Origin of the sequence: Sphingopyxis sp. EG6, assembly GCF_003609815.1 — a bacterium.
Lineage (GTDB): Bacteria > Pseudomonadota > Alphaproteobacteria > Sphingomonadales > Sphingomonadaceae > Sphingopyxis.
Window position 1 is genome coordinate 282,673 of record NZ_AP017603.1, and the last position, 19,132, is coordinate 301,804.

The following is a 19,132-nucleotide window of genomic DNA, read 5'->3' on the forward strand; positions in this document are numbered from 1 at the left end:
TATCGATACCTTGACATCGATACCATTTTGCGGGACACCGCGTTTCAGAGCAGGGGCCGAGCAGCCCGTGCCGGGATGAGGATGCGGTGGCGATTTCCGAACACAGTCTGGGCGCAATGCCGTCGGTGCAGTCTGACGCAGGGGTAACGCCGTCGATGCGGCTCGTCCGTCGCGGCGCCGACGCGACCGGCGCGCAGGCGGCGGCTCTGTTTGCGCTGGCGAACGGGCTGGTCGGGGTCGAAGGGGTGATCGACGAACTGGCGTCGGCGCCCGCGGCCTATCTGCCGGATGCTTATGTCCGCCGCCCGATCGAGTATCACGAAAGCTTCCCCGGCTATGCGACCGCGACCGATACGCGGATTGCGTGTCCCAGCCCGTTACTGCTGCGGCTGGCGATTGACGACGCGCCGGTCGATTTCGCCGCTGCCGAAGTGGCCGACACCGAAACCACGCTCGACCTTGCCATCGGCACACTGCGCCGCGTGACGCGCTGGCGGCTGGCCGATGGGCGCCAGATCGAGATTGCCGCCGCGCGGATCGTGCCGCTGGCGGGCGCGACGTGCGTCGCGTCGCGCATCGATATTCGCCCACTCGATTTCGGCGGCACTATCGCCGCGACGTTGGCCTATGGCGCCGACAGCGCCGCGCCGACCGGCGCCGAAGCCGATGATCCGCGCATTTCGGCGCGGCTGCGCCCGGCGTGGACGATGCTTTCCCCCCTGCCGGGCGACCCGTCATCGGTCACCCGGTTCGCGCAGGACGCCGTCGAGCTTGCTTATGCGCAGCATGTCACTTGCCATACCGCGCCGGTCGCCGCGGTGGTGGGCGGGCATGTCGTGCAGAGCGAGCTGGTCGCCGGCGGCGTCCTGACGATCGACCGGGTGGTCGCGCTGGCTGCCGCGCGCGGCCACCCGGTCGATCTTGCCGTGCTGGACGATGCACCGACCGATTTTGAAGCGATTGCCGAGGCGCAGCGCGCGGCGGTGGCGCAGCTGTGGGACAATGCCGACCTCGCGATCGACGGTGACGACGAACTTGCCGCCGCGCTGCGCTTCAACCTTTTCGAGCTCCACCAGTCGGCGAGCCGCGATCCGCACCACAGCATCGGCGCCAAGGGGCTGACCGGCGAGGGGTATGAGGGCCATTATTTCTGGGACGCCGAAACCTTCATGCTGCCGGTGCTGGCGTTGCAGGCGCCCGCGAAAGCGCGCACCCTGCTCGCCTATCGGATCGGCAAGCTCGACCGCGCGCGGGCACATGCCAAGGCGCTCGGCCACACCCGCGGGGCGCTCTATCCGTGGCGGACGATCGGCGGCGACGAATGTTCGTCGCACTATCCGACGGGGTCGGCGCAATATCATATCAACGGCGACATCGCCTATGCGCTGGCGCTGTATGTCGCGGCGACCGGCGATGATGAATTTCGGGCCGAAGCGGCGCCGATGCTGTTCGACACCGCGCGCATCTGGATGGAGATCGGGGCGTTCGACCCGCGGCGCGGCGGCGCCTTTTGCATCCATGGTGTGACCGGACCCGACGAATATTCGGCGCTGGTCGACAATGATTTTTACACCAACGCGATCGCGCGCCGCCATCTGGCCTATGCCGCCGACACCGCGGACTGGCTGCGCGGCGGCGGGAACGGCCAGCCGGGTGCGGTGGATGTGAGCGACGCCGAAGTGGCCGAATGGCGCCGCGCGGCGGCGGCGATGTGGTTGCCGGTCGATGCGGGCCTGGGCATCAATCCGCAGGACGATGCGTTTCTGGGCCGCCCCAGATTGCCCGGATGGGCGGCGGGCGACGGCCATGGGCCGCTGTTGATGCGCTATCATCCGATGATCCTGTTCCGCCACCAGGTCGCGAAGCAGGGCAATGTCGTGCAGGCGATGGCGATGGACCTGACCGCGATGCCACTGGCGCGGCAGCGGCGCAATTTCGACTACTATGCCGGGGTTACGACGCATGATTCGACGCTGTCGTCGGTGTCGTTCGCGATTGCCGCGGCGCGACTGGGCGACGAGGCGGCGGCGCTCGACTTCCTCAGCGAATGCGCCTTCGTCGATCTGGAGGATCGCCACGGCAACACGTCGCACGGGCTGCACATGGCGGCGCTGGCGGGAAGCTGGCTGGTGCTGGCGCAGGGGTGGGGCGGACTGCGCCTCGATGGCGCGCTGCCGTCGTTCCGCCCGCAGCTGCCCACCGCTTGGACCGGCTATCGCTTTCGCCTGCAATGGCGTGGCAGCACGATCGAGCTGGCGGTCGATGCCGCGGGCTCTACCTATCGCCTGCTGGCGGGGGCGCCGGTCGCCATTCTGGACCATGGCCGCCCGCTGTCGGTCGGCAGCGACCCGGTGACGATGACGCGCCCGGCGCTGAAGGGCGTGATCTTCGATCTTGACGGGGTGCTGACCGACACCGCCGAGGATCATTATCAGGCGTGGCAGGCGCTCGCCGACGCGCACGGGCTGACGTTCGACCGCGAAGCCAACCATGCGTTGAAGGGCGTCGATCGCGCCGGATCGCTGCGGCTGATCCTCGACCAGTCGGGCAAGGCGGTCGCGCAGCCGAAGTTCGAGGCGATGCTCGCCGAGAAAAACGCCAGCTATGTCGCGCGGCTCAGGAGCTATTCGCCCGCCAATCTGTTCGATGGCGTGGAAGGGCTGTTCGCCGACCTGCGTGCCGCCGGGCTGAAGATCGGTCTTGCCTCGGCCAGCCGCAACGCGCGCGACGTCGTGCGCCTGCTGGGGGTCGCCGACGCGTTCGATTTCATTGCCGACGCGGGGGCGGTGGCGAACGCCAAGCCCGCGCCCGACATTTTCCTAGCCTGCGCCGCGGGCATGGGCCTGTCCCCCCGGGACTGCGTGGGCGTCGAGGACGCCCGCGCCGGAATTTCGGCCATCCATGCGGCGGGCATGGTGGCCATTGGCATCGGGTCAGAAGAGGCGCTGCCCGATGCCGACATCAACGTCCCCGCCATCGGCGATCTTTCGCTCGGCCAGATCCTGTCGGCAGAACAGGCAGCGGCGGAGCGAAAAGACCGATCAATCAGAACAGGTAAAGTGGAGGATATGCCATGTTGAAGAAAAGCTATCTGCTGTCGTCGATCGCGCTCGCCGCGCTCCCGACGACGGCGTTCGCGCAGGAAACGCCTCAGGTCGACGATGCGGCGGCGGCGAATGAGGAAATCATCGTCACCGGCACCGCCGGTGGCGGGGTCAATCGCCAGGACGCGGCGTTCGCCATCACCAGCATCAATTCCGACGCGATCGCGCGCGCGGCGCCGAACAGCACCGCCGACCTGTTCAAGGTCATCCCCGGCGTGTCGGCGGAAAGTTCGGGCGGCCAGAATGGCGCCAACATCTTTGTGCGCGGCTATCCGTCGGGCGGCGACGCCGAATTCGTCACGCTGACCGTGCAGGGCGTACCCTTTTTCTCGCCGCCGACGCTGTCGTTCCTCGAGAACACCCAGCTGATCCGCATCGACGAGACGATCGAGCGGGTCGAGGCGGTGCGCGGCGGCACCGGCGCGTTGTTCGGTAACGGCCAGCCGGGCCTGACCGTCAACTTCGTCCAGAAGGAAGGCGGACGCGATTTCGAAGGGCTGGTGAAGGCCAGCGTCACCGATTATGGCGACCTGCGCGGCGACCTGCTGCTGTCGGGGCCGCTGGGTGAGAATACGAGCTTCATGGTCGGCGGCTATTATGCCAGCGGCAACGGCATCCGCGACCCGCGCTTCACCGCCGAAAAGGGCGGCCAGATCACCGGCAATATCCGCCACGACCTCGACAAGGGTTCGATCCTCGTCTTTGCCCGCTACCTGAACGATCGCGGCCAGTGGCTGCTGCCGATCCCGGTAATCCGCGACGGCGACAAGGTGCGCCAGTTCGGCAATATCGACCTGGGGTCGGGGGCGCTGGCCGGTCCCGAAACGCGGCTGAGCACGCTGCCCGACGGCACCCGCGCCAATCTGGCCGACGGCCGCGGCGCCAAGCTGGTCAATCTTGGCACCAATTTCGACTATGAGGTCGGCGACGGGGTGCAGCTGCGGTACCGTGCGAGCTACCTGAAGGGCGACGCCGACACGACGGGGCTCGTCCCCGCAAGCACCGCGACGACCGCCAACGCCTATGCCGCCTCGCTCGGCAGCACGGTCGGCAGCCTGACCTATGTCGACGGCGGGCAGGCCGTGGCGGGGACGCAGCAGGTGATCCGCGCCGGGACGTGGATCGTCCGCAAGCAGATCGAAAATTTCGCCAACGACCTGGCGGTCGAATGGGAAAGCGGCAGCAACAAGCTGACCGTCGGTGCCTATTTCGCCGATTTTTCGTCGAACGATCAGTGGAATTTGGGCAATGTCCATCTGCTGACCGCCGAGAATAATGCGCGGCTGCTCAACCTGACGCTGGCGAACGGCCAGGTCGCGACCGACCGCGGCTTTACCCAGGGTTCGTTCTTCAACGTCAACGCCGCCTATGACGGCCGCGAATATGCCTTTTACGCGACCGACGAATTTCAGATCACGCCCGAATTGCGCTTCGACGCCGGGGTGCGGTACCAGAATTACAAGGCGAGCGGGACGCTGGAGAATAATGATTTCGGGGTCGACACCGACGGGAACCCGAACACGCTCTACAACAATGGCACGGCGGTGCTGAACGGCACCTTCCGCACCATCGCGTACAAGAAAGGCGCCTGGTCGTGGACCGCGGGGCTGAACTACGACTTCTCGTCGTCGGTCGGCGCCTATGTCCGCTACAACCGCGGCAACACCAATCCCTTTTTCGACAATCTGCGCGACGGGATTTTCGTGTCGCCGCGGGTCGACAATTTCGAGGGCGGGATCAAGGTCCGCACCGATCCGGTCTCGCTCTATGCCACTTTGTTCCACACCAAATTCACCGGGCTGGTGACGACGGTGATCCAGAATGGCGCGCCGGTCGCCGACATCGGCGGCGCGCGCAGCACCGGGATCGAGCTGGAAGGGCAATTGCGCCCGGTCGACAATTTCAGCATCGCCTTTTCGGGCACCTGGCTGAACGCCAAATATCGCGATTTCTTTGCGGGCGGCGGGACGATCGACCTCAGCGGCAATCGCGTGCAGCGCCAGCCGAAATGGCAATGGCGGGTCACGCCGTCCTATGACATCGAATTCGGCGGCGGCAGCAAGGTCTCGCTCTATTCGACCTTCAGCTATGTCGGCGACCGTTTCTCCGACACCGCGAACACCCAGTCGTTGCCGAATTATTTCAAGATCGATGCCGGGGTGCGGGTCGATGTGAATGACGCGCTGGAATTTGCGGTGACCGCAGACAATCTGACCGACAAGGCCGGACTGACCGAGGGCGATCCGCGCACGCTGGGTCAGACCGGCGGGCAGGTGGTCAATGCGCGCCCGATCCTGGGCCGGTCATTCCGGTTCAGCGCGGCGTATCGGTTCTGAGTTCATCCCTCCCTGGGTGGTCGCGGCCTCTTCGCGGCCACCCCTCTTTTTAAGGGCGTTTGTAAAGCAGGTGGATGCTCTTTTTTGCCTGTCACCCTGAACTTGTTTCAGGGTCCATGGCCCGCCGACTCTTTCGGCGCAGCGCTGGATTGGAGGGCGGGCCATGGATGCTGAAACAAGTTCAGCATGACGAGGAGTAAACTGGGCGTTCGACTGTCCGCCGCTTGATTTGCAACCGATACATCCGTCCCCCTTTCGCCTAAGGACGCATCATGGCCCGCACCCGACTGATCGCCGCGCTGATCCTGACCTATGTCGCCTTTGCGATGCTGCTCAACAGCGTGGGGACGGTGATCCTGCAGTCGATTTCGAGCTTTGGCGTGACCAAGCCCGAGGCGAGCACGCTTGAGGGGTTCAAGGACATCACGATCGCGGTCGTATCGTTTGCGACCGCCAGTTACCTGCCGCGCTTCGGGCTGCGCAACGCGCTGATCGCATCGCTGGTGCTGGCGATCGCCGCGTGCATCGTCATGCCCTTGTTTGGCAGTTTCGCGGCGGCGCAGCTGCATTTCGCGCTGGTCGGCGCGGCGTTCGCGGTGGCGAAGATCGTCGTCTATTCGATGATCGGGCTGGTGACTGCCGACGCGCGGCACCATGCCAGCCTGACCAGCCTGATCGAGGGCATGTTCATGGTCGGGGTGCTGTCGTCCTATTGGGTGTTCAGCGCCTTTATCGACCCCGCCGGGCTGCGCTGGCTGAACGCTTACTGGGTGCTGGCGGGCGTGACCGCGCTGGCGCTGGCGATCTTGCTCTCGGCGCCGGTCGAGGAGCGGCAGGCCGCCGATACAGGCGATCCGGAGCCGGCCGAACATGCGCCGATGCTCGCCATGCTGCGGCTGGCGGCGCTGCCGCTGGTGCTGATCTTTGTCGTTTGCGCCTTTGTCTTTGTCCTGATCGAACAGGGGATCGGCACCTGGCTGCCGACCTTCAACAACGAGGTGTTGCACCTGCCGGCTCAAATGAGCGTGCAGGCGGCCAGCCTGTTCGCGGCGTGCATCGCGCTGGGGCGGTTCGGCGCGGGGGCGGTGATGGCGCGCTTTGACTGGTATCCGGTGCTCAACATCTGCCTGGCGCTGCTTGCGGCGCTGATCATCCTGGTCCTGCCGCTCGCCGACGGATTGCAGCCGGGACCGATTGCCGGCTGGGGCGACGCGCCGGTCGCCGCTTTCCTGTTCCCGCTGATCGGCTTCGCGCTGGCGCCGATCTATCCGACGATCATCTCGGTGATGCTGAGCGCGATGCCGGGGCGCAGCCATCCGCCGCTGATGGGGCTGGTCGTCGTCTTCTCCGCGCTGGGCGGGACGACGGGGTCGGTCATCACCGGCGCGCTGTTCGCGCATCTCGACGGGCGCACCGCCTTCACGCTGATGCTCGTCCCGACCGCAGTGCTGGCGGGCGGGCTGTTCTTGCTTCGCCGCCGGATCCGGGCAATAGGACCCTGATCGCGGCGCAAGGGGAGCGAACAGGATGAGCGAGGCGGTCGTTGCCGTCGATATCGGCGGCACCCATGCGCGCTTTGCGATCGCCGAAGTGGCCGGCGGGCGCGTGGTGGGGCTGGGCGAAGCGACGACGCTGCAAACCGCCCAGCACGCCAGTTTCCAGTCGGCGTGGGAGGCCTTTGCGCGCGGCGTCGGCGGGGTACCGCGCAGCGCCGCGATCGCGGTGGCGGGGCCGGTGCGCGGCGAGGTCATCCGTTTCACCAACAATCCCTGGCTCATCCGCCCGGCGTTGATCGGCGAAAAGCTGGACGTCGATCGCCATGTGCTGGTCAATGATTTCGAGGCGGTGGGGCATGCGGTCGCGCAGGCCGACGACAGCTGTTTCGAGCGGCTATGCGGCCCCGACGCGCCGCTTCCCGCAAGCGGCACGATCAGCGTCATCGGCCCCGGCACCGGGCTGGGCGTGGCGCATGTGTGGCGCGGCGGCGGCGATTACCGGGTGCAGGCGACCGAAGGGGGGCATATCGACTTTGCGCCGCTCGACCGCATCGAGGACGCGATCCTGGCGCGGCTGCGCGACCGGTACCGGCGCGTGTCGATCGAACGCATCGTGGCGGGGCCCGGCATCGTCGACATATACGAAACGCTGGCGGGGCTGGAGGGCCGAGCCGTCGCGGCGCTCGACGACCGGACGATCTGGACGATGGCGATGCGCGGCGACGACAGCCTTGCGGCGGCGGCCGCCGACCGCTTCTGCCTGTCGCTGGGCAGCGTCGCGGGCGATCTGGCGCTGGCGCAGGGGGCAAGCGGGGTGGTCATCGCGGGCGGGCTGGGGCTGCGCATCCGCGACAGCCTCGTCCGCTCGGGCTTTCCCGAACGCTTTGTCGCAAAGGGGCGGTTCGAAAATCTGATGGCGGCGATGCCGGTGAAGCTGATCACCCATCCGCAACCCGGCCTGTTCGGCGCCGCCGCGGCATTCGCACGGCGATATGCCTAGCGGGCGGTGGAGCCGCGCCGAGCCGCGATAGTGCAATTCATGGGTTCTGATCCTAAGGCGCTATTCTGTTCGGAAGGATTCCTCGTCATGAAACGCCTGCTCGCTGCCTTCGCCTTCGTCCTCCTCGCCGCGTCGCCCCCGGTATCGGCGGCGCCGCAGCAGGCCGATGTCATCATCCGCCAAGTGACTATCGTCGATGTCGAGGGTGCCAGGACGGTGCCGGGGCAGGCGGTGGTGCTGCGCGGCGACGATATTGTCGCGGTTGGCGCGGACGCGGCGATTGCGCGCCAATGGCGGGCGAAGCGGCGGGTCGCGGGAGAAGGCAAATTCCTGATCCCCGGCCTGTGGGACATGCATGTTCATTTCGGCGGCGGCTCGGAATTGATCGAAGAGAATAAGGCGCTGCTGCCGCTATATGTCGCAAACGGGATCACGACGATCCGCGACGCGTCGGGCGACCTGCCCGATCAGGTGCTTGGCTGGCGCGGCGAAATTGCGGACGACCGCCTGTTCGGCCCGCGGCTGCTGACCTCGGGCGCCAAGATCGAGGGGATCAAGCCCTTGTGGAAAGGGACGATCGAGGTCGGCAGCACCGCCGATGTCGATGCGGCGCTCGTCCGGCTAAAAGATCGCGACAAGGTCGATTTCGTCAAGATTACCGACAGCACGCTGAAACCCGAATTATTCCTCTATGCGCTGACCCGCGCGAAGGCGCTGGGGCTGCGCACCTCGGGCCATATCCCGATGGCGCTGACGGTGCAGCAGGCGGTCGACGCCGGGATCAGTTCGATCGAACATCTCGACTACGCCTATAATGCCGGGGCGAAGGACGAGGCCGCGATTGCCGCCGATTTCGCCGCGGGCCGGATCGACCGCGCCGAGGCGAACCGCCGCCTGGACGCGGGGTTCGATCGCGCGACCGCAATGGCCGCCTATCGCCGCTTTGCTGCGCAGGGGGTGTCGGTCACCCCGACGCTGAACGGCAGCCGGATCATCGCCTATCTCGATCGCGACGATCATAAGAAGGACGCGGGGCTCGCCTATATCGGACCGAAGCTGCGCAAGACCTATGATTGGCGGGTCGAGCGCGCGGCCAAGGCCGACGCCGCCGCGATCGCGGCGCGGCACGAGCAGATCGAGGCTGTCGCAACGATCCTGCCGATGCTGGCGGAGGCAGGGGTGCCGATCATCGCGGGGACCGACGCGGGGTTCCTCAACAGCTTCAACTATCCCGGTTTCGGCCTGCATGACGAGATCGCGCTTTTCGTCGAAAAGGGGCTGACCCCGGCGCAGGCGCTCGTGTCGGCGACGCGCGCGGGGCCGGCGTGGTTTGGCTGGCTGGATCGTTATGGGGCGATCAAGCCCGGCATGGCGGCCGATCTGGTGCTGCTGACGCGCAACCCGCTGGACGATATTGCCGCGACGCGGGCGATCGACAGCGTGATCCTGCGCGGGTCGGTGCATGATCGCGCGGCGCTCGATGCGATGCTGGCCGATACGAAGGCGAAGGTCGCGGCGTGGGATGCGGCGGCGGAGCCTTAGCGTACCGTTTTAGGCTGGGCCGTAGCCCTGAGCTTGTCGAAGGGCGCCTATCGTCCGGGAAGCGCCCTTCGACAGGCTCAGGGCTACGGTGTTGGGCGGTTAGTGGGTGACAGCAGCCGCTGCCCTGCGCGCGCGCCACACGCTCCACAGGGTGAAGACGCCCATCAAGGCCCAGACAACATTCAGCCCCGCAGACGGTAGCGCGCCATTATAGCCCGAATTGAGCACGAACCCGCTTGCCCCGATGACGTTCATCCATTGGTAGAGATAACCGCGCGGTTCGATCTTGCCGAGCGAGAGCAGGACGTAACTCGCGAGGATCAGCGCGGCGGCGAGCCAGCCGATAACCTCGATCGCGATCTGTAAAACGCTCATAGGCTGTCCCTTTGGGTGGCCTGCACCCCGGTCGGGGACAGGCGATTCAGCGCATCGTCCGCTCGAGCGCCTCGACCGCGTTCTTGGCCTCGGCGAGGTCGAGGCCGGTGCGTTCGCGGACCAGCTTGATCGCCTCGATCTTGCGGTCCGCGCGGATCAGGGCGCGGATTTCTTCATTATCGATCCGCTCGTCGCCGACCCGCACCATCGGTCGCGGCGGCGCGGAAAGGTCGCGGCCTGCCCGTTGCCCGCGCAGATAGCGGGCGAGGAGCAGGCCGAGCGCAAGGCCAAGGATCAGGAACAGGAGTTTGCCCATGGCCCGATCCTCGCCTGTTTCTGCTTACGCCGCCAGCTTGCGCAGGACGTAGTGCAGGATGCCGCCGTTCATATAATATTCGACCTCGTTCGCGGTATCTATGCGGCAGAGCGTATCGAAACTGAACGTCGAGCCGTCGGGGCGGGTGACGTTGACCGTCACCGTCTGGCGCGGCTTGAGGTCGGCGACGCCGGTGATGGTGAAGGTGTCGTCGCCGGTCAGGCCCAGCGTTTCGCGGCTCTGGCCTTCGAGGAACTGCAGCGGCAACACGCCCATGCCGACGAGGTTCGAGCGGTGGATACGCTCGAAGCTCTCGACGATCACCGCGCGGACGCCGAGCAAATTGGTGCCCTTCGCCGCCCAGTCGCGCGACGATCCGGTGCCATATTCCTTGCCCGCGATCACCACCAGCGGGGTGCCGTCGGCCTTGTGGCGCATCGCGGCGTCGTAGATCGGCATGACTTCGCTGCCATAGCGCGACATGCCGCCCTCGATCCCGGGGACCATTTCATTCTTGATGCGGATGTTGGCGAAGGTGCCGCGCATCATGACGTCGTGGTGGCCGCGGCGCGCGCCATAGCTGTTGAAGTCGGCCTTGCTAACCTGATGTTCCATCAGCCATTTTCCGGCCGGCGAGTCCGCCTTGATGCTGCCGGCGGGGCTGATGTGGTCGGTCGTGATGCTGTCGCCGAGGATCGCGAGCGGCTTGGCGTTCACGATGTCGCTGACCGGCGCCGGGGTCATCGTCATACCCTCGAAGTACGGCGGGTTGGCGACATAGGTCGAGCCCGCGCGCCATTGATAGGTGTCGCTGCCCTCGACCTCGATCTTCTGCCAATGCTCGTCGCCCTTGTAGACATGGGCGTAGCGCGCTTCGAACATGTCGCGGCTGACCGCGCCCGCGACCACATCGGCCACTTCCTGGTTGGTCGGCCAGATGTCGGCGAGGAACACGTCGTTACCCGACTGGTCCTGCCCGATCGGGGTGGTGGTGAAATCCTCGATCACCGTGCCCTTCAGCGCATAGGCGACGACGAGCGGCGGGGAAGCCAGGAAGTTGGCGCGCACGTCGGGCGACACGCGGCCTTCGAAGTTGCGGTTGCCCGAGATCACGGCCGCGGCGACCAGCCCATTCTCGTTGATCGCCTTCGAAATCGGTTCGGCGAGCGGACCCGAGTTGCCGATGCACGTCGTGCAGCCATAGCCGACGAGGTTGAAGCCGATATTGTCGAGATGCTTTTGCAGGCCCGCCTTTTCCAGATAGTCGGTGACCACCTGCGACCCCGGGGCGAGCGAGGTCTTGACCCACGGCTTGGGCTTGAGGCCCAGCGCGTCGGCCTTTTTCGCGACGAGCCCCGCGGCGACGAGCACCCCGGGGTTCGAGGTGTTGGTGCAGCTGGTGATCGCGGCGATGGTGACGTCGCCGTCGCCGATGTCGAAATCCTTGCCCTCGACCGGCACGCGCGTCTGCGCCTTCTTATAGGTGTTTACCATGTCGGCGTTGAACACATCGTCAACGTCGGGAAGCGAGACGCGGTCCTGCGGCCGCTTCGGCCCCGCGAGCGACGGCACGACGGTGGCAAGATCGAGTTCGAGCGTGTCGGTGAACACCGGGTCCGCCGCGCCCTCGACGATCCACAGCCCTTGGCGCTTGGCATAAGCCTCGACCAGCGCGATATTCTCTTCCGAGCGGCCGGTCAGGCGCATGTAATCGAGCGTCTTGTCATCGACGCCGAAGAAGCCGCAGGTCGCGCCATATTCGGGCGCCATATTGGCGAGCGTCGCGCGGTCGGCGAGCGACAGCGAGGCAAGCCCGGGGCCGAAATATTCGACGAAGCGGCCGACGACGCCTTTGGCGCGCAGCATCTGCGTCGCGGTGAGCACGAGGTCGGTCGCGGTCACACCTTCCTTCAGCGCGCCGGTGAATTTGAACCCGACCACTTCGGGGATCAGCATCGACACGGGCTGGCCCAGCATCGCGGCCTCGGCCTCGATCCCGCCGACGCCCCAGCCGAGCACGCCGAGCCCGTTGATCATCGTCGTGTGGCTGTCGGTGCCGACGCAGGTGTCGGGATAGGCGACGGTGGTGCCGTCGGCGTCCTCGCTCGACCACACCGCCTGCGCGATATGCTCCAGGTTCACCTGGTGGCAGATGCCGGTGCCCGGGGGGACCGCCTTGAAATTGTCGAGGCTTTTCGACCCCCATTTCAGGAAGTCATAACGCTCGCCGTTGCGATAATATTCGATCTCGACATTCTGCTCGAACGCCTTGGGGTGGCCGAATTCGTCGACCATGACCGAGTGGTCGATGACGAGGTGGACGGGGACGAGCGGGTTGATCTTGGTCGTGTCGCCGCCGAGCTTCGCGATCGCATCGCGCATCGCGGCGAGGTCGACGACGCACGGCACGCCGGTGAAATCCTGCAGCAGCACGCGCGCCGGACGATACTGGATCTCGCGGTTCGAATGGGGATCCTTCTGCCAGTCGACCAGCGCCTGCACATCGTCGGTCGACACGGTGAAGCCGCCATCCTCGAACCGCAGCAGGTTTTCGAGCAGCACCTTCATGCTGAACGGCAGCCGCGACACGTCGCCCAGCTTTGCCGCGGCCTTGTCGAGCGAATAATAGGCATAATCCTTGCCGCCGACGCTCAGCGTCGAACGGGTGCCCAGCGTGTCATGTCCGGTGGTCGTCATCTTGCAGCAGTCCCCTGTTGGCGCGGCGGGGAATGACCGGCCGCTGGCGTGGCGGGAGAGCGGGCCAGCAGGAGTCGCGCGCGCGGTTTTTGTTGGGGACGCCTTACGCGGGGGGTGGGGAAATGCAAGGGGGTGGGGGTGGGTTCGTTGGTGCGCGGGCGGACTTTCGACCAAGGGCGGCGCAAGGATTGTCTCACACAAAGGCGCGAAGGCGCAAAGCTCCCACGGTTCGTCAACCCGCACTTGATCCGGGATCCTCTCCAGCGGCGCCGCATGGATCCCGGGTCAAATCGAACGAGTGGTTTGTCTCGTTCGAGGATGACGATTTGTTTTGATGGCGAGAAGATGGGGCGCGCGCGGTGCCCCTAGTTCAGCGCGTCGTTGATCGTCGTGAAGATATTGGCGAGGCTGAGGCCGAGCATCTGGAAGGCGATGAGGCTGGCGAGCGCGATCAGCGCAGCGATCAGGCCATATTCGATCGCCGTGGCGCCGCGCTGGTCGGCGCACAAATTGTATTTGGTCATACCTGTTCCCATTGGTGTGCTACGCGTCGGTCCCTGATGGTGGTCCTAATTGTTAGACGCGGTTAACGTGGCGGCAGGGAAGAGGTGAATGAATAATTTGCATTAGCAAATGGCCAAATAGGTTTATTCATTGGATTTTTAATTCCAAAATCGATCTGGGGGATGGGCTGTGGGCATATGGCGGCGCGGCGCTTGCGGGGCGATTGGTCGATGGATTGTGGTGCGTCAGGCGATAATGCCGGCGCTCCGGGCCTTTTCGGCGAGTTCGCTGCGCGTCGCGGCGCCCATCGTGCGCAGCAGGTGCGAGACATGGTTTCGGATGGTGAAATGCGACAGGTCGAGGCGGCGCGCGATCTGCTTATTCGATTGTTTCTGGGCGATCAGGGTCAGCACTTCGACCTGCCGCTCGGTCAGCGCGGCGGGGGGCGGCGGCATTGCGCGCATCGACGGACGGTCGGGCTTCAGCACGACGAACTCGCCCTGTTGCAGCGCGCGGAGCCCGGCGACCATATGGTCCGGATGAACCGATTTGGCAATAAACGCATCGGCTCCATAACCCATAACGCGATCGATCGTGGCGTCATCGTCGAGCATCGAGACGACCGCGATCGACGAGCGCGGAAAGCGGTCGCGCAGCATCGGCAGCGTCTGCGCCGGGTCCATGCCGGGGAACAACAGGTCGATGGTGAACAGCTGCGGCGCGCCTTCGCGTTCGGCGACGCACAGCATCTCTTCGACGGTTCCGGCCTGATGGATCGCGAGGTGCGGAAAGGCGCTGCCGACCAGCTGGCCGAGCCCGGCGCGGAACATCGGATGATCGTCGGCAATGATGATATTGTCGATCATGGTGTGGGGTTTAGCACCGCGGCGCAGAATGTCCGATGAATGGATATGGGCGTTCATGAGCTTGCTCAATAATCCGGAGTGGCGGGCCACAGCACGCGTTCGCAGCGTGCCTTGGGATCGGGGGTCTTGGCGGCAAGCGCGGTGCCCAGCGCCGGGAGCGCCGCGACCGCTTGGCGCAGTGCCGTGACGTCGAGGGTGCCGCGCGCAAGCTCGCGGTCGCCGCCGAGCCGGTCGGACGGGCGGATCAGCGTCCAGTCGAGCCGGTCGTAACCTTGCGCATAGGCGAGCAGGTCGCCGAGCGGCAGCTCGCCATGGCCGTTGGTCACGTCGTGCGCGCCATAGGGAAAGATCTGGGTCGAGAGCGCGGTGCTGCCGATGATGCCGTGCGGCTGGACCGGGAAGGGACGCTTGATGTGGAGGAGCGCGACCTCGGGGAGGTCGACGTCGATGCCGACGCGCAGCTTGAGGTCGATCGCGCGGTCGTCGATCGCGGGCTGGCGCGCGATATCCCAGATGTACGACAGTTCGACCTCGAGCGGGCGCTGCGTTTTCTGCGGATCATGTCCCGCCGCGGTCCAGCGCATGAAATCGCCGCCGTCGAGCTTGCCTTCCTCGGTAAACAAGCGGGTGAGGGTGACAGTGCCGCCCGCAAGCCGCTGTTCGACGTCGCAGGTGTAGCGCCAGCTTTCGCGATAGGGCGGACTGGCGACCGGCGGCTGGCCCGCGAGCGGGGGCAGCCGGGCTTCGGCGGCCCCGGGGGCGAGCAGGAGCAGCGGCAGGAGGATGAGGGCGGGGCTGAGACGCATCGATGCTCCCTCCGTTCAGCGCAGGTCGCCGGTGAGGTACCAGCAATCCTTTTGATGTTCGAAAATATAGGCGCCCGCGGTCGCGTCGCGATCGGCACCCGCCACCCCGGCGAAGGGCAGGCCGCCCTGCCAGTCGACGCGATATTGCGTGTCGCCGAGCCGCGTCAGCGTGACGCGGCGATATTCGGGCGGCAGCGGTGCCGCGCCCGCATCGCGGCTGGCGCGATAGTCGGCCGACGTGATCCGGAACTGGCCGAGATATTGCTGGCGTTCGACGCCATAACCGGGCGCGGCGGGATCGGCGAGCTTGCCGACCTGGACCATATAGCCGGTGAAAATGACCTGTTCGAGCCAGCCGCCGCCGGTTGTCGCGCTGCTGTACCAGGCGAGGAATTCTTCGAAATTGTCGACGCCGCAGCCCGCCTGGCGCACCCGGTCGATCTCGTCGAGCGGGGTGAATACGGGCGTGGTGGCGCGCGCGGGGACGGACGCTGGGGTCAGCGCGGCGAGGAGGATGGCGAGCGGCGCCACGAACAATTTTTGCACGACCATATTTTCCGTTCTTGCCCGGCTGCGATCGGCCGACGGGATCATCCTATGGCGACGGACCGGGCGACGCGGTGATCGCGATCACAGCGGCGCGGCTGGATCAGGGGGCGGCGGGCGCCGCGGGGCGCGTCCAGCCCTGGCGATATTTGGCGAACCACGCGAGGATCGCCGCAGCCTTCGCCGCCGATTGCGACGGGCGCGCCGCGATGCCGCCGTGGCTGGCGCCGGGGATCTTGACCAGCGCGGTCGGGACGCCGCGCAGGCGGAGCGCGGTGTAATATTGTTCGGATTCGCTGACCGGGGTGCGGTAATCCTCTGCGCCGACGACGACAAGGGTCGGGGTTTCGACATTGCCGACGAGCGACAGCGGCGACAGCGACCAGTAAAGCTCGGGCTTTTCCCACGGCTGCGCGCCCAGCCAGTAGCGACCGAAGAAAGCGGGACCGTCGGCGGTCAGCGCCTGGGTGGTCCAGTTGATCACCGGTTTCTGGGTCACCGCCGCCTTGAAGCGGTTGGTTTTTCCGACGATCCAGCTGGTCAGCACGCCGCCGCCCGAGCCGCCGGTGACGAACAGCGCGTCGGGATCGGCGATGCCGAGCGCGATCGCGCGATCGACGATGCTGATAAGGTCGAAATAGTCGTTGCCCGGATAGGCCTTGTCGATTTCCTGCGCGAACGCCTCGCCATAGCTGGTCGATCCGCGCGGGTTGGCGGAAAGAACGGCGTAGCCCCCCGCGGCATAGAGCTGGTTGTCGGTCGAGAAATGCGGACCATAGGCCTGAAACGGCCCGCCGTGGATTTCGAGGATCAGCGGCACCTTTGTCCCCTCGACATAACCGGGGGGCAGGGTCAGCCAGCCTTCGATCGTCTTGCCGTCATGGCTGGAGGGGGTGGTGATCTTGCGCACCTCGCCGAGCGATTTGACTTCGCGCAAGCTGCGGTTGAGGTCGGTGAGGATGCGCGCCGATCCGCCGCGCGCGAGCTGCACCTCGGCAGGGCGGGTCGCGGTGCCGCCGGTGAAGGCGATCGCGCCGCCGTCGGACACGGTGAAGCTGCCCCCGACATAGGGGCGATCCATGCCGCCGCCCGACAAGCCCTTGGCGACGTCGCGCACCGATCCGTCGAGGCCGATGCGCGCGACCTTGGTTTCGCCGCGATCGTCATATTGCGCATAGATGGCGCGGCCGCCGTCGCCCCACTGGATCGCATCGACGCTGTAATCCCAGTCGCCGGTCAGGTTGCGGCGCCCCGAACCATCGGCGTTCATCACGTAGAGATGGGTATTTTCATAGGCGCGGCCGGCATCGTCGAAGCCAAGATAAGCGATCTTGCCGCCATCGGGCGAGACGAGCGGATTGGCGTCGGGGCCGTTGCGATCGGTGAGTGCGGTGACGCGGCCGCTGGCAATGTCGAGCGCGTGCACCTCGCTTTCGAGCGGATCGGTTTCCCAGTCGGTCTTGCGATTGGCGGCGAAATACAGCGTGCGACCGTCGCGCGACCAGCTCAACGGGCCATTGTCATGATAGGGACCGAAGGTGAGCTGGCGCGGTGCGCCGCCGGTGGCGGGGACGAGGAAGATTTTTTCGAACCCCGGTTCGATATAGCCCTGTCCATCGGCGCGATAGGCGAGGAGGTCGCGGATTTCGAGCGGCTCGGCCCATTTTGCGCCCTCGGGCTTGTTGGCGGGAGCGCTGCCGAGCTTGAGCCCCTGATCTTTGACCAGCATCGTATAGGCGAGCGAGCGGCCGTCGGGCGCCCAGGCGAGCGACGATGGCGCGGTCGGCAGCCCGGTCAGGCGCACCGCCTCGCCGCCCGCCATCCAGCGCACCCATAGCTGCGCGCTGCCGCCCTCGGTCGAGGCGAAGGCTAGGCGCTTGCCATCGGGCGACCAGCGCGGGGCAAAGGCACCGCCTTGGCGTCCTGCGAGCGGGGTTTCCTCACCCGTTGCCGTGTCGATCAGCCAGATCGAGCTGACTGCGCGGTCGGTCATGATGTCGTTCTGGCGCCGGACATAGGCGATGTGGCGGCCGTCGGGGCTGATCTGCGGATCGGCGGCGATGGCGAGGTCGAACAGGTCGGCGCCGGTCAGGCGGCGTTCGGGCGCGGTGCGCGCGCTGCCCACCGCCGATCCGGGCGTCGCGGCGGGGGCGGGCGTGGCGGTCGCATCGGTTGGCGTAGTCGGCGCATCCTGCGCAAAGCTTGGCTGAACCGAAAGCACGAGCAGGCTTGCGCCCAAAATTGCCAGTTTGCGCATGAAAAGCCGTCCTTTTTTATCCGATGGCGCGGGTTTGTACCTTTCGCGGCGAGCCGTCAACCGGGCGATCGCGGCGGTCTGTGCGCCGCACCGGGTCGGAAAATCGCTTCATGATCGATCGGCGCGGGGGCTATGCGCGATGGCGAAGAGGTACGACAAGGTGGGGATCGACAGTCAATTTCGGGTCGGGGTCATGGCGGTGGTCCTGCTGAGCATTTCCGGCGCCGCCAGCCTTGCCGCACGTGCGCAGGAAGCGCCGTCGCCGCGGGTCGGGCATGAAGCCGCCCGCGAACTGGTCGGCAACACGCTGGTCTATGCCAAGCCCGAGCAGCCGAAGGTCGAGATGGGCGTGTTCCTGCGGCTGGGCGGCACCGGGCTGGCGGCCACCCTCGGCGGCGCCGAGGCGCCAGCGCCGCGGGCGGTGCGATGGGCCAATTTGTCGGATGGACGATTTTGTATCACCGATGCGGACCGGCAGCCGTGGGACGGCGATTGCGGCAAACTGTCGGTCGATGGCGCGCGCGCGACGCTGACTCCGAAAAGCGGACCGGCGTGGCCGGGGCGAGTGCTGGCGGGCGATGCCTGGCAGCTCGACCCGGCGACCGCCTCTACCCGGCGAAGCGACGGCAAAGCGGCGATCGCGGCGCTGGTCGGCCATACGATGATCTTTGTTCCGGAGGGCGGCAAGCGCGAATATCGTGCCCATTATCTGATGCCCGACGGGACCGCGCGGCGGGCGCATAACGACGAGCCCGATTTCGATCATTGGGTGCTGCAGGGCGACGAGCGCTGGTCGATCGGCGACGGGGACCGGCTGTGTTTCAGCGGCGGGGCTTGGAAAGAGGAATTTTGCGCGGCGGTGTCGATCGCCGGGGATCTGGTGACGCTGCGCCACCCGCGTGTCGGTTCGCTCGACGCCCGGCTGGTGGAGGGCGATGCCCGCAAGCTGTCGCCCGCGATCGATGCGGCGAACCGCAAGCGCGCCGCGGCGCTTGTCGGCAGGACGTTGCTGCTGACCGCGACCGACCGGCAGGCGGCGACCGACAGCCGGCTGTATTTTCAGCGCGATGGCGCCGGTCTGGCGAAACAGGGCGATCGCCCGCCCGAGCCGATACAATGGCTGTTGCAGCGCGACGGCAGGCTGTGCGTCGCCGCGCGGAAGCGGGCATGGCGCGATGGCGATTGCATCGCATGGTCGCTCGACGGCGACCGGGTGACGCTGACGGCACCCGATCGCCCTGCCATCCCGGGCCGCCTGCTCCCGGGCAAGGCGCTGGACCGATGAAG

At 66.4% G+C, this 19,132-nt stretch carries 14 protein-coding genes; 6 read left to right on the forward strand and 8 right to left on the reverse strand.

The features are described from left to right. The first annotated feature begins 86 nt into the window (after positions 1 to 86). The 5 genes from pgmB to SPYCW_RS01360 all read left to right on the forward strand — a co-directional run bounded on the left by pgmB (position 87) and on the right by SPYCW_RS01360 (position 9,478). Positions 87 to 3,080, forward strand: coding sequence for a beta-phosphoglucomutase (gene pgmB, locus SPYCW_RS01340; protein ID WP_232014788.1), 2,994 nt, complete (start codon positions 87 to 89; stop codon positions 3,078 to 3,080). Further along, the gene (locus SPYCW_RS01345; RefSeq protein ID WP_120215245.1) at positions 3,074 to 5,440 is read left to right on the forward strand and encodes a TonB-dependent siderophore receptor; all 2,367 of its coding nucleotides are present in this window, start codon (positions 3,074 to 3,076) and stop codon (positions 5,438 to 5,440) included. The genes pgmB and SPYCW_RS01345 overlap by 7 nt, the downstream gene beginning before the upstream one ends. 272 nt (positions 5,441 to 5,712) lie before the next feature. Further along, positions 5,713 to 6,942, forward strand: coding sequence for an MFS transporter (locus SPYCW_RS01350; protein ID WP_120215246.1), 1,230 nt, complete (start codon positions 5,713 to 5,715; stop codon positions 6,940 to 6,942). A 25-nt stretch (positions 6,943 to 6,967) separates the two neighbouring features. After that, positions 6,968 to 7,936 (forward strand): glucokinase, encoded by a 969-nt coding sequence (locus SPYCW_RS01355; RefSeq protein ID WP_120215247.1) that lies wholly within the window; start codon positions 6,968 to 6,970, stop codon positions 7,934 to 7,936. An 87-nt stretch (positions 7,937 to 8,023) separates the two neighbouring features. After that, positions 8,024 to 9,478, forward strand: a complete 1,455-nt coding sequence (locus SPYCW_RS01360; protein WP_120215248.1) for an amidohydrolase family protein — start codon at positions 8,024 to 8,026, stop codon at positions 9,476 to 9,478. A gap of 99 nt (positions 9,479 to 9,577) precedes the next feature. Here the strand turns inward: SPYCW_RS01360 and SPYCW_RS01365 are convergent, their stop codons facing one another. From SPYCW_RS01365 to SPYCW_RS01400, 8 genes are all read right to left on the reverse strand, one after another. Then, positions 9,578 to 9,853 carry a CBU_0592 family membrane protein gene (locus tag SPYCW_RS01365; RefSeq protein WP_120215249.1) on the reverse strand — a complete coding sequence of 92 codons (276 nt, stop codon included), beginning with the start codon at positions 9,851 to 9,853 and terminating at the stop codon, positions 9,578 to 9,580. Positions 9,854 to 9,899: 46 nt separating this feature from the next. Continuing rightward, a complete protein-coding gene (locus SPYCW_RS19105; protein ID WP_197715651.1) occupies positions 9,900 to 10,169 on the reverse strand; it encodes a ribosomal protein L7/L12 in 270 nt (89 codons plus the stop codon). A 24-nt stretch (positions 10,170 to 10,193) separates the two neighbouring features. Beyond that, positions 10,194 to 12,866, reverse strand: coding sequence for an aconitate hydratase AcnA (acnA, locus tag SPYCW_RS01375; protein ID WP_120215250.1), 2,673 nt, complete (start codon positions 12,864 to 12,866; stop codon positions 10,194 to 10,196). A 365-nt stretch (positions 12,867 to 13,231) separates the two neighbouring features. Further along, positions 13,232 to 13,390, reverse strand: coding sequence for a Flp family type IVb pilin (locus SPYCW_RS01380; RefSeq protein WP_120215251.1), 159 nt, complete (start codon positions 13,388 to 13,390; stop codon positions 13,232 to 13,234). A gap of 225 nt (positions 13,391 to 13,615) precedes the next feature. Next, positions 13,616 to 14,293 (reverse strand): LuxR C-terminal-related transcriptional regulator, encoded by a 678-nt coding sequence (locus tag SPYCW_RS01385; RefSeq protein WP_120215252.1) that lies wholly within the window; start codon positions 14,291 to 14,293, stop codon positions 13,616 to 13,618. A gap of 8 nt (positions 14,294 to 14,301) precedes the next feature. After that, entirely contained in the window at positions 14,302 to 15,042 is a 741-nt protein-coding gene (locus tag SPYCW_RS01390) for a hypothetical protein (RefSeq protein ID WP_120215253.1), read from the reverse strand. Positions 15,043 to 15,057: 15 nt separating this feature from the next. Further along, the gene (locus SPYCW_RS01395; RefSeq protein ID WP_145985926.1) at positions 15,058 to 15,594 is read right to left on the reverse strand and encodes a hypothetical protein; all 537 of its coding nucleotides are present in this window, start codon (positions 15,592 to 15,594) and stop codon (positions 15,058 to 15,060) included. A gap of 97 nt (positions 15,595 to 15,691) precedes the next feature. Beyond that, positions 15,692 to 17,845 carry a S9 family peptidase gene (locus tag SPYCW_RS01400; protein ID WP_120215255.1) on the reverse strand — a complete coding sequence of 718 codons (2,154 nt, stop codon included), beginning with the start codon at positions 17,843 to 17,845 and terminating at the stop codon, positions 15,692 to 15,694. 139 nt (positions 17,846 to 17,984) lie between these two features. Here SPYCW_RS01400 and SPYCW_RS01405 point away from each other — a divergent pair, with 139 nt between their 5' ends. Continuing rightward, entirely contained in the window at positions 17,985 to 19,130 is a 1,146-nt protein-coding gene (locus SPYCW_RS01405; protein WP_145985927.1) for a hypothetical protein, read from the forward strand. The last annotated feature ends 2 nt before the right edge of the window (positions 19,131 to 19,132 follow it).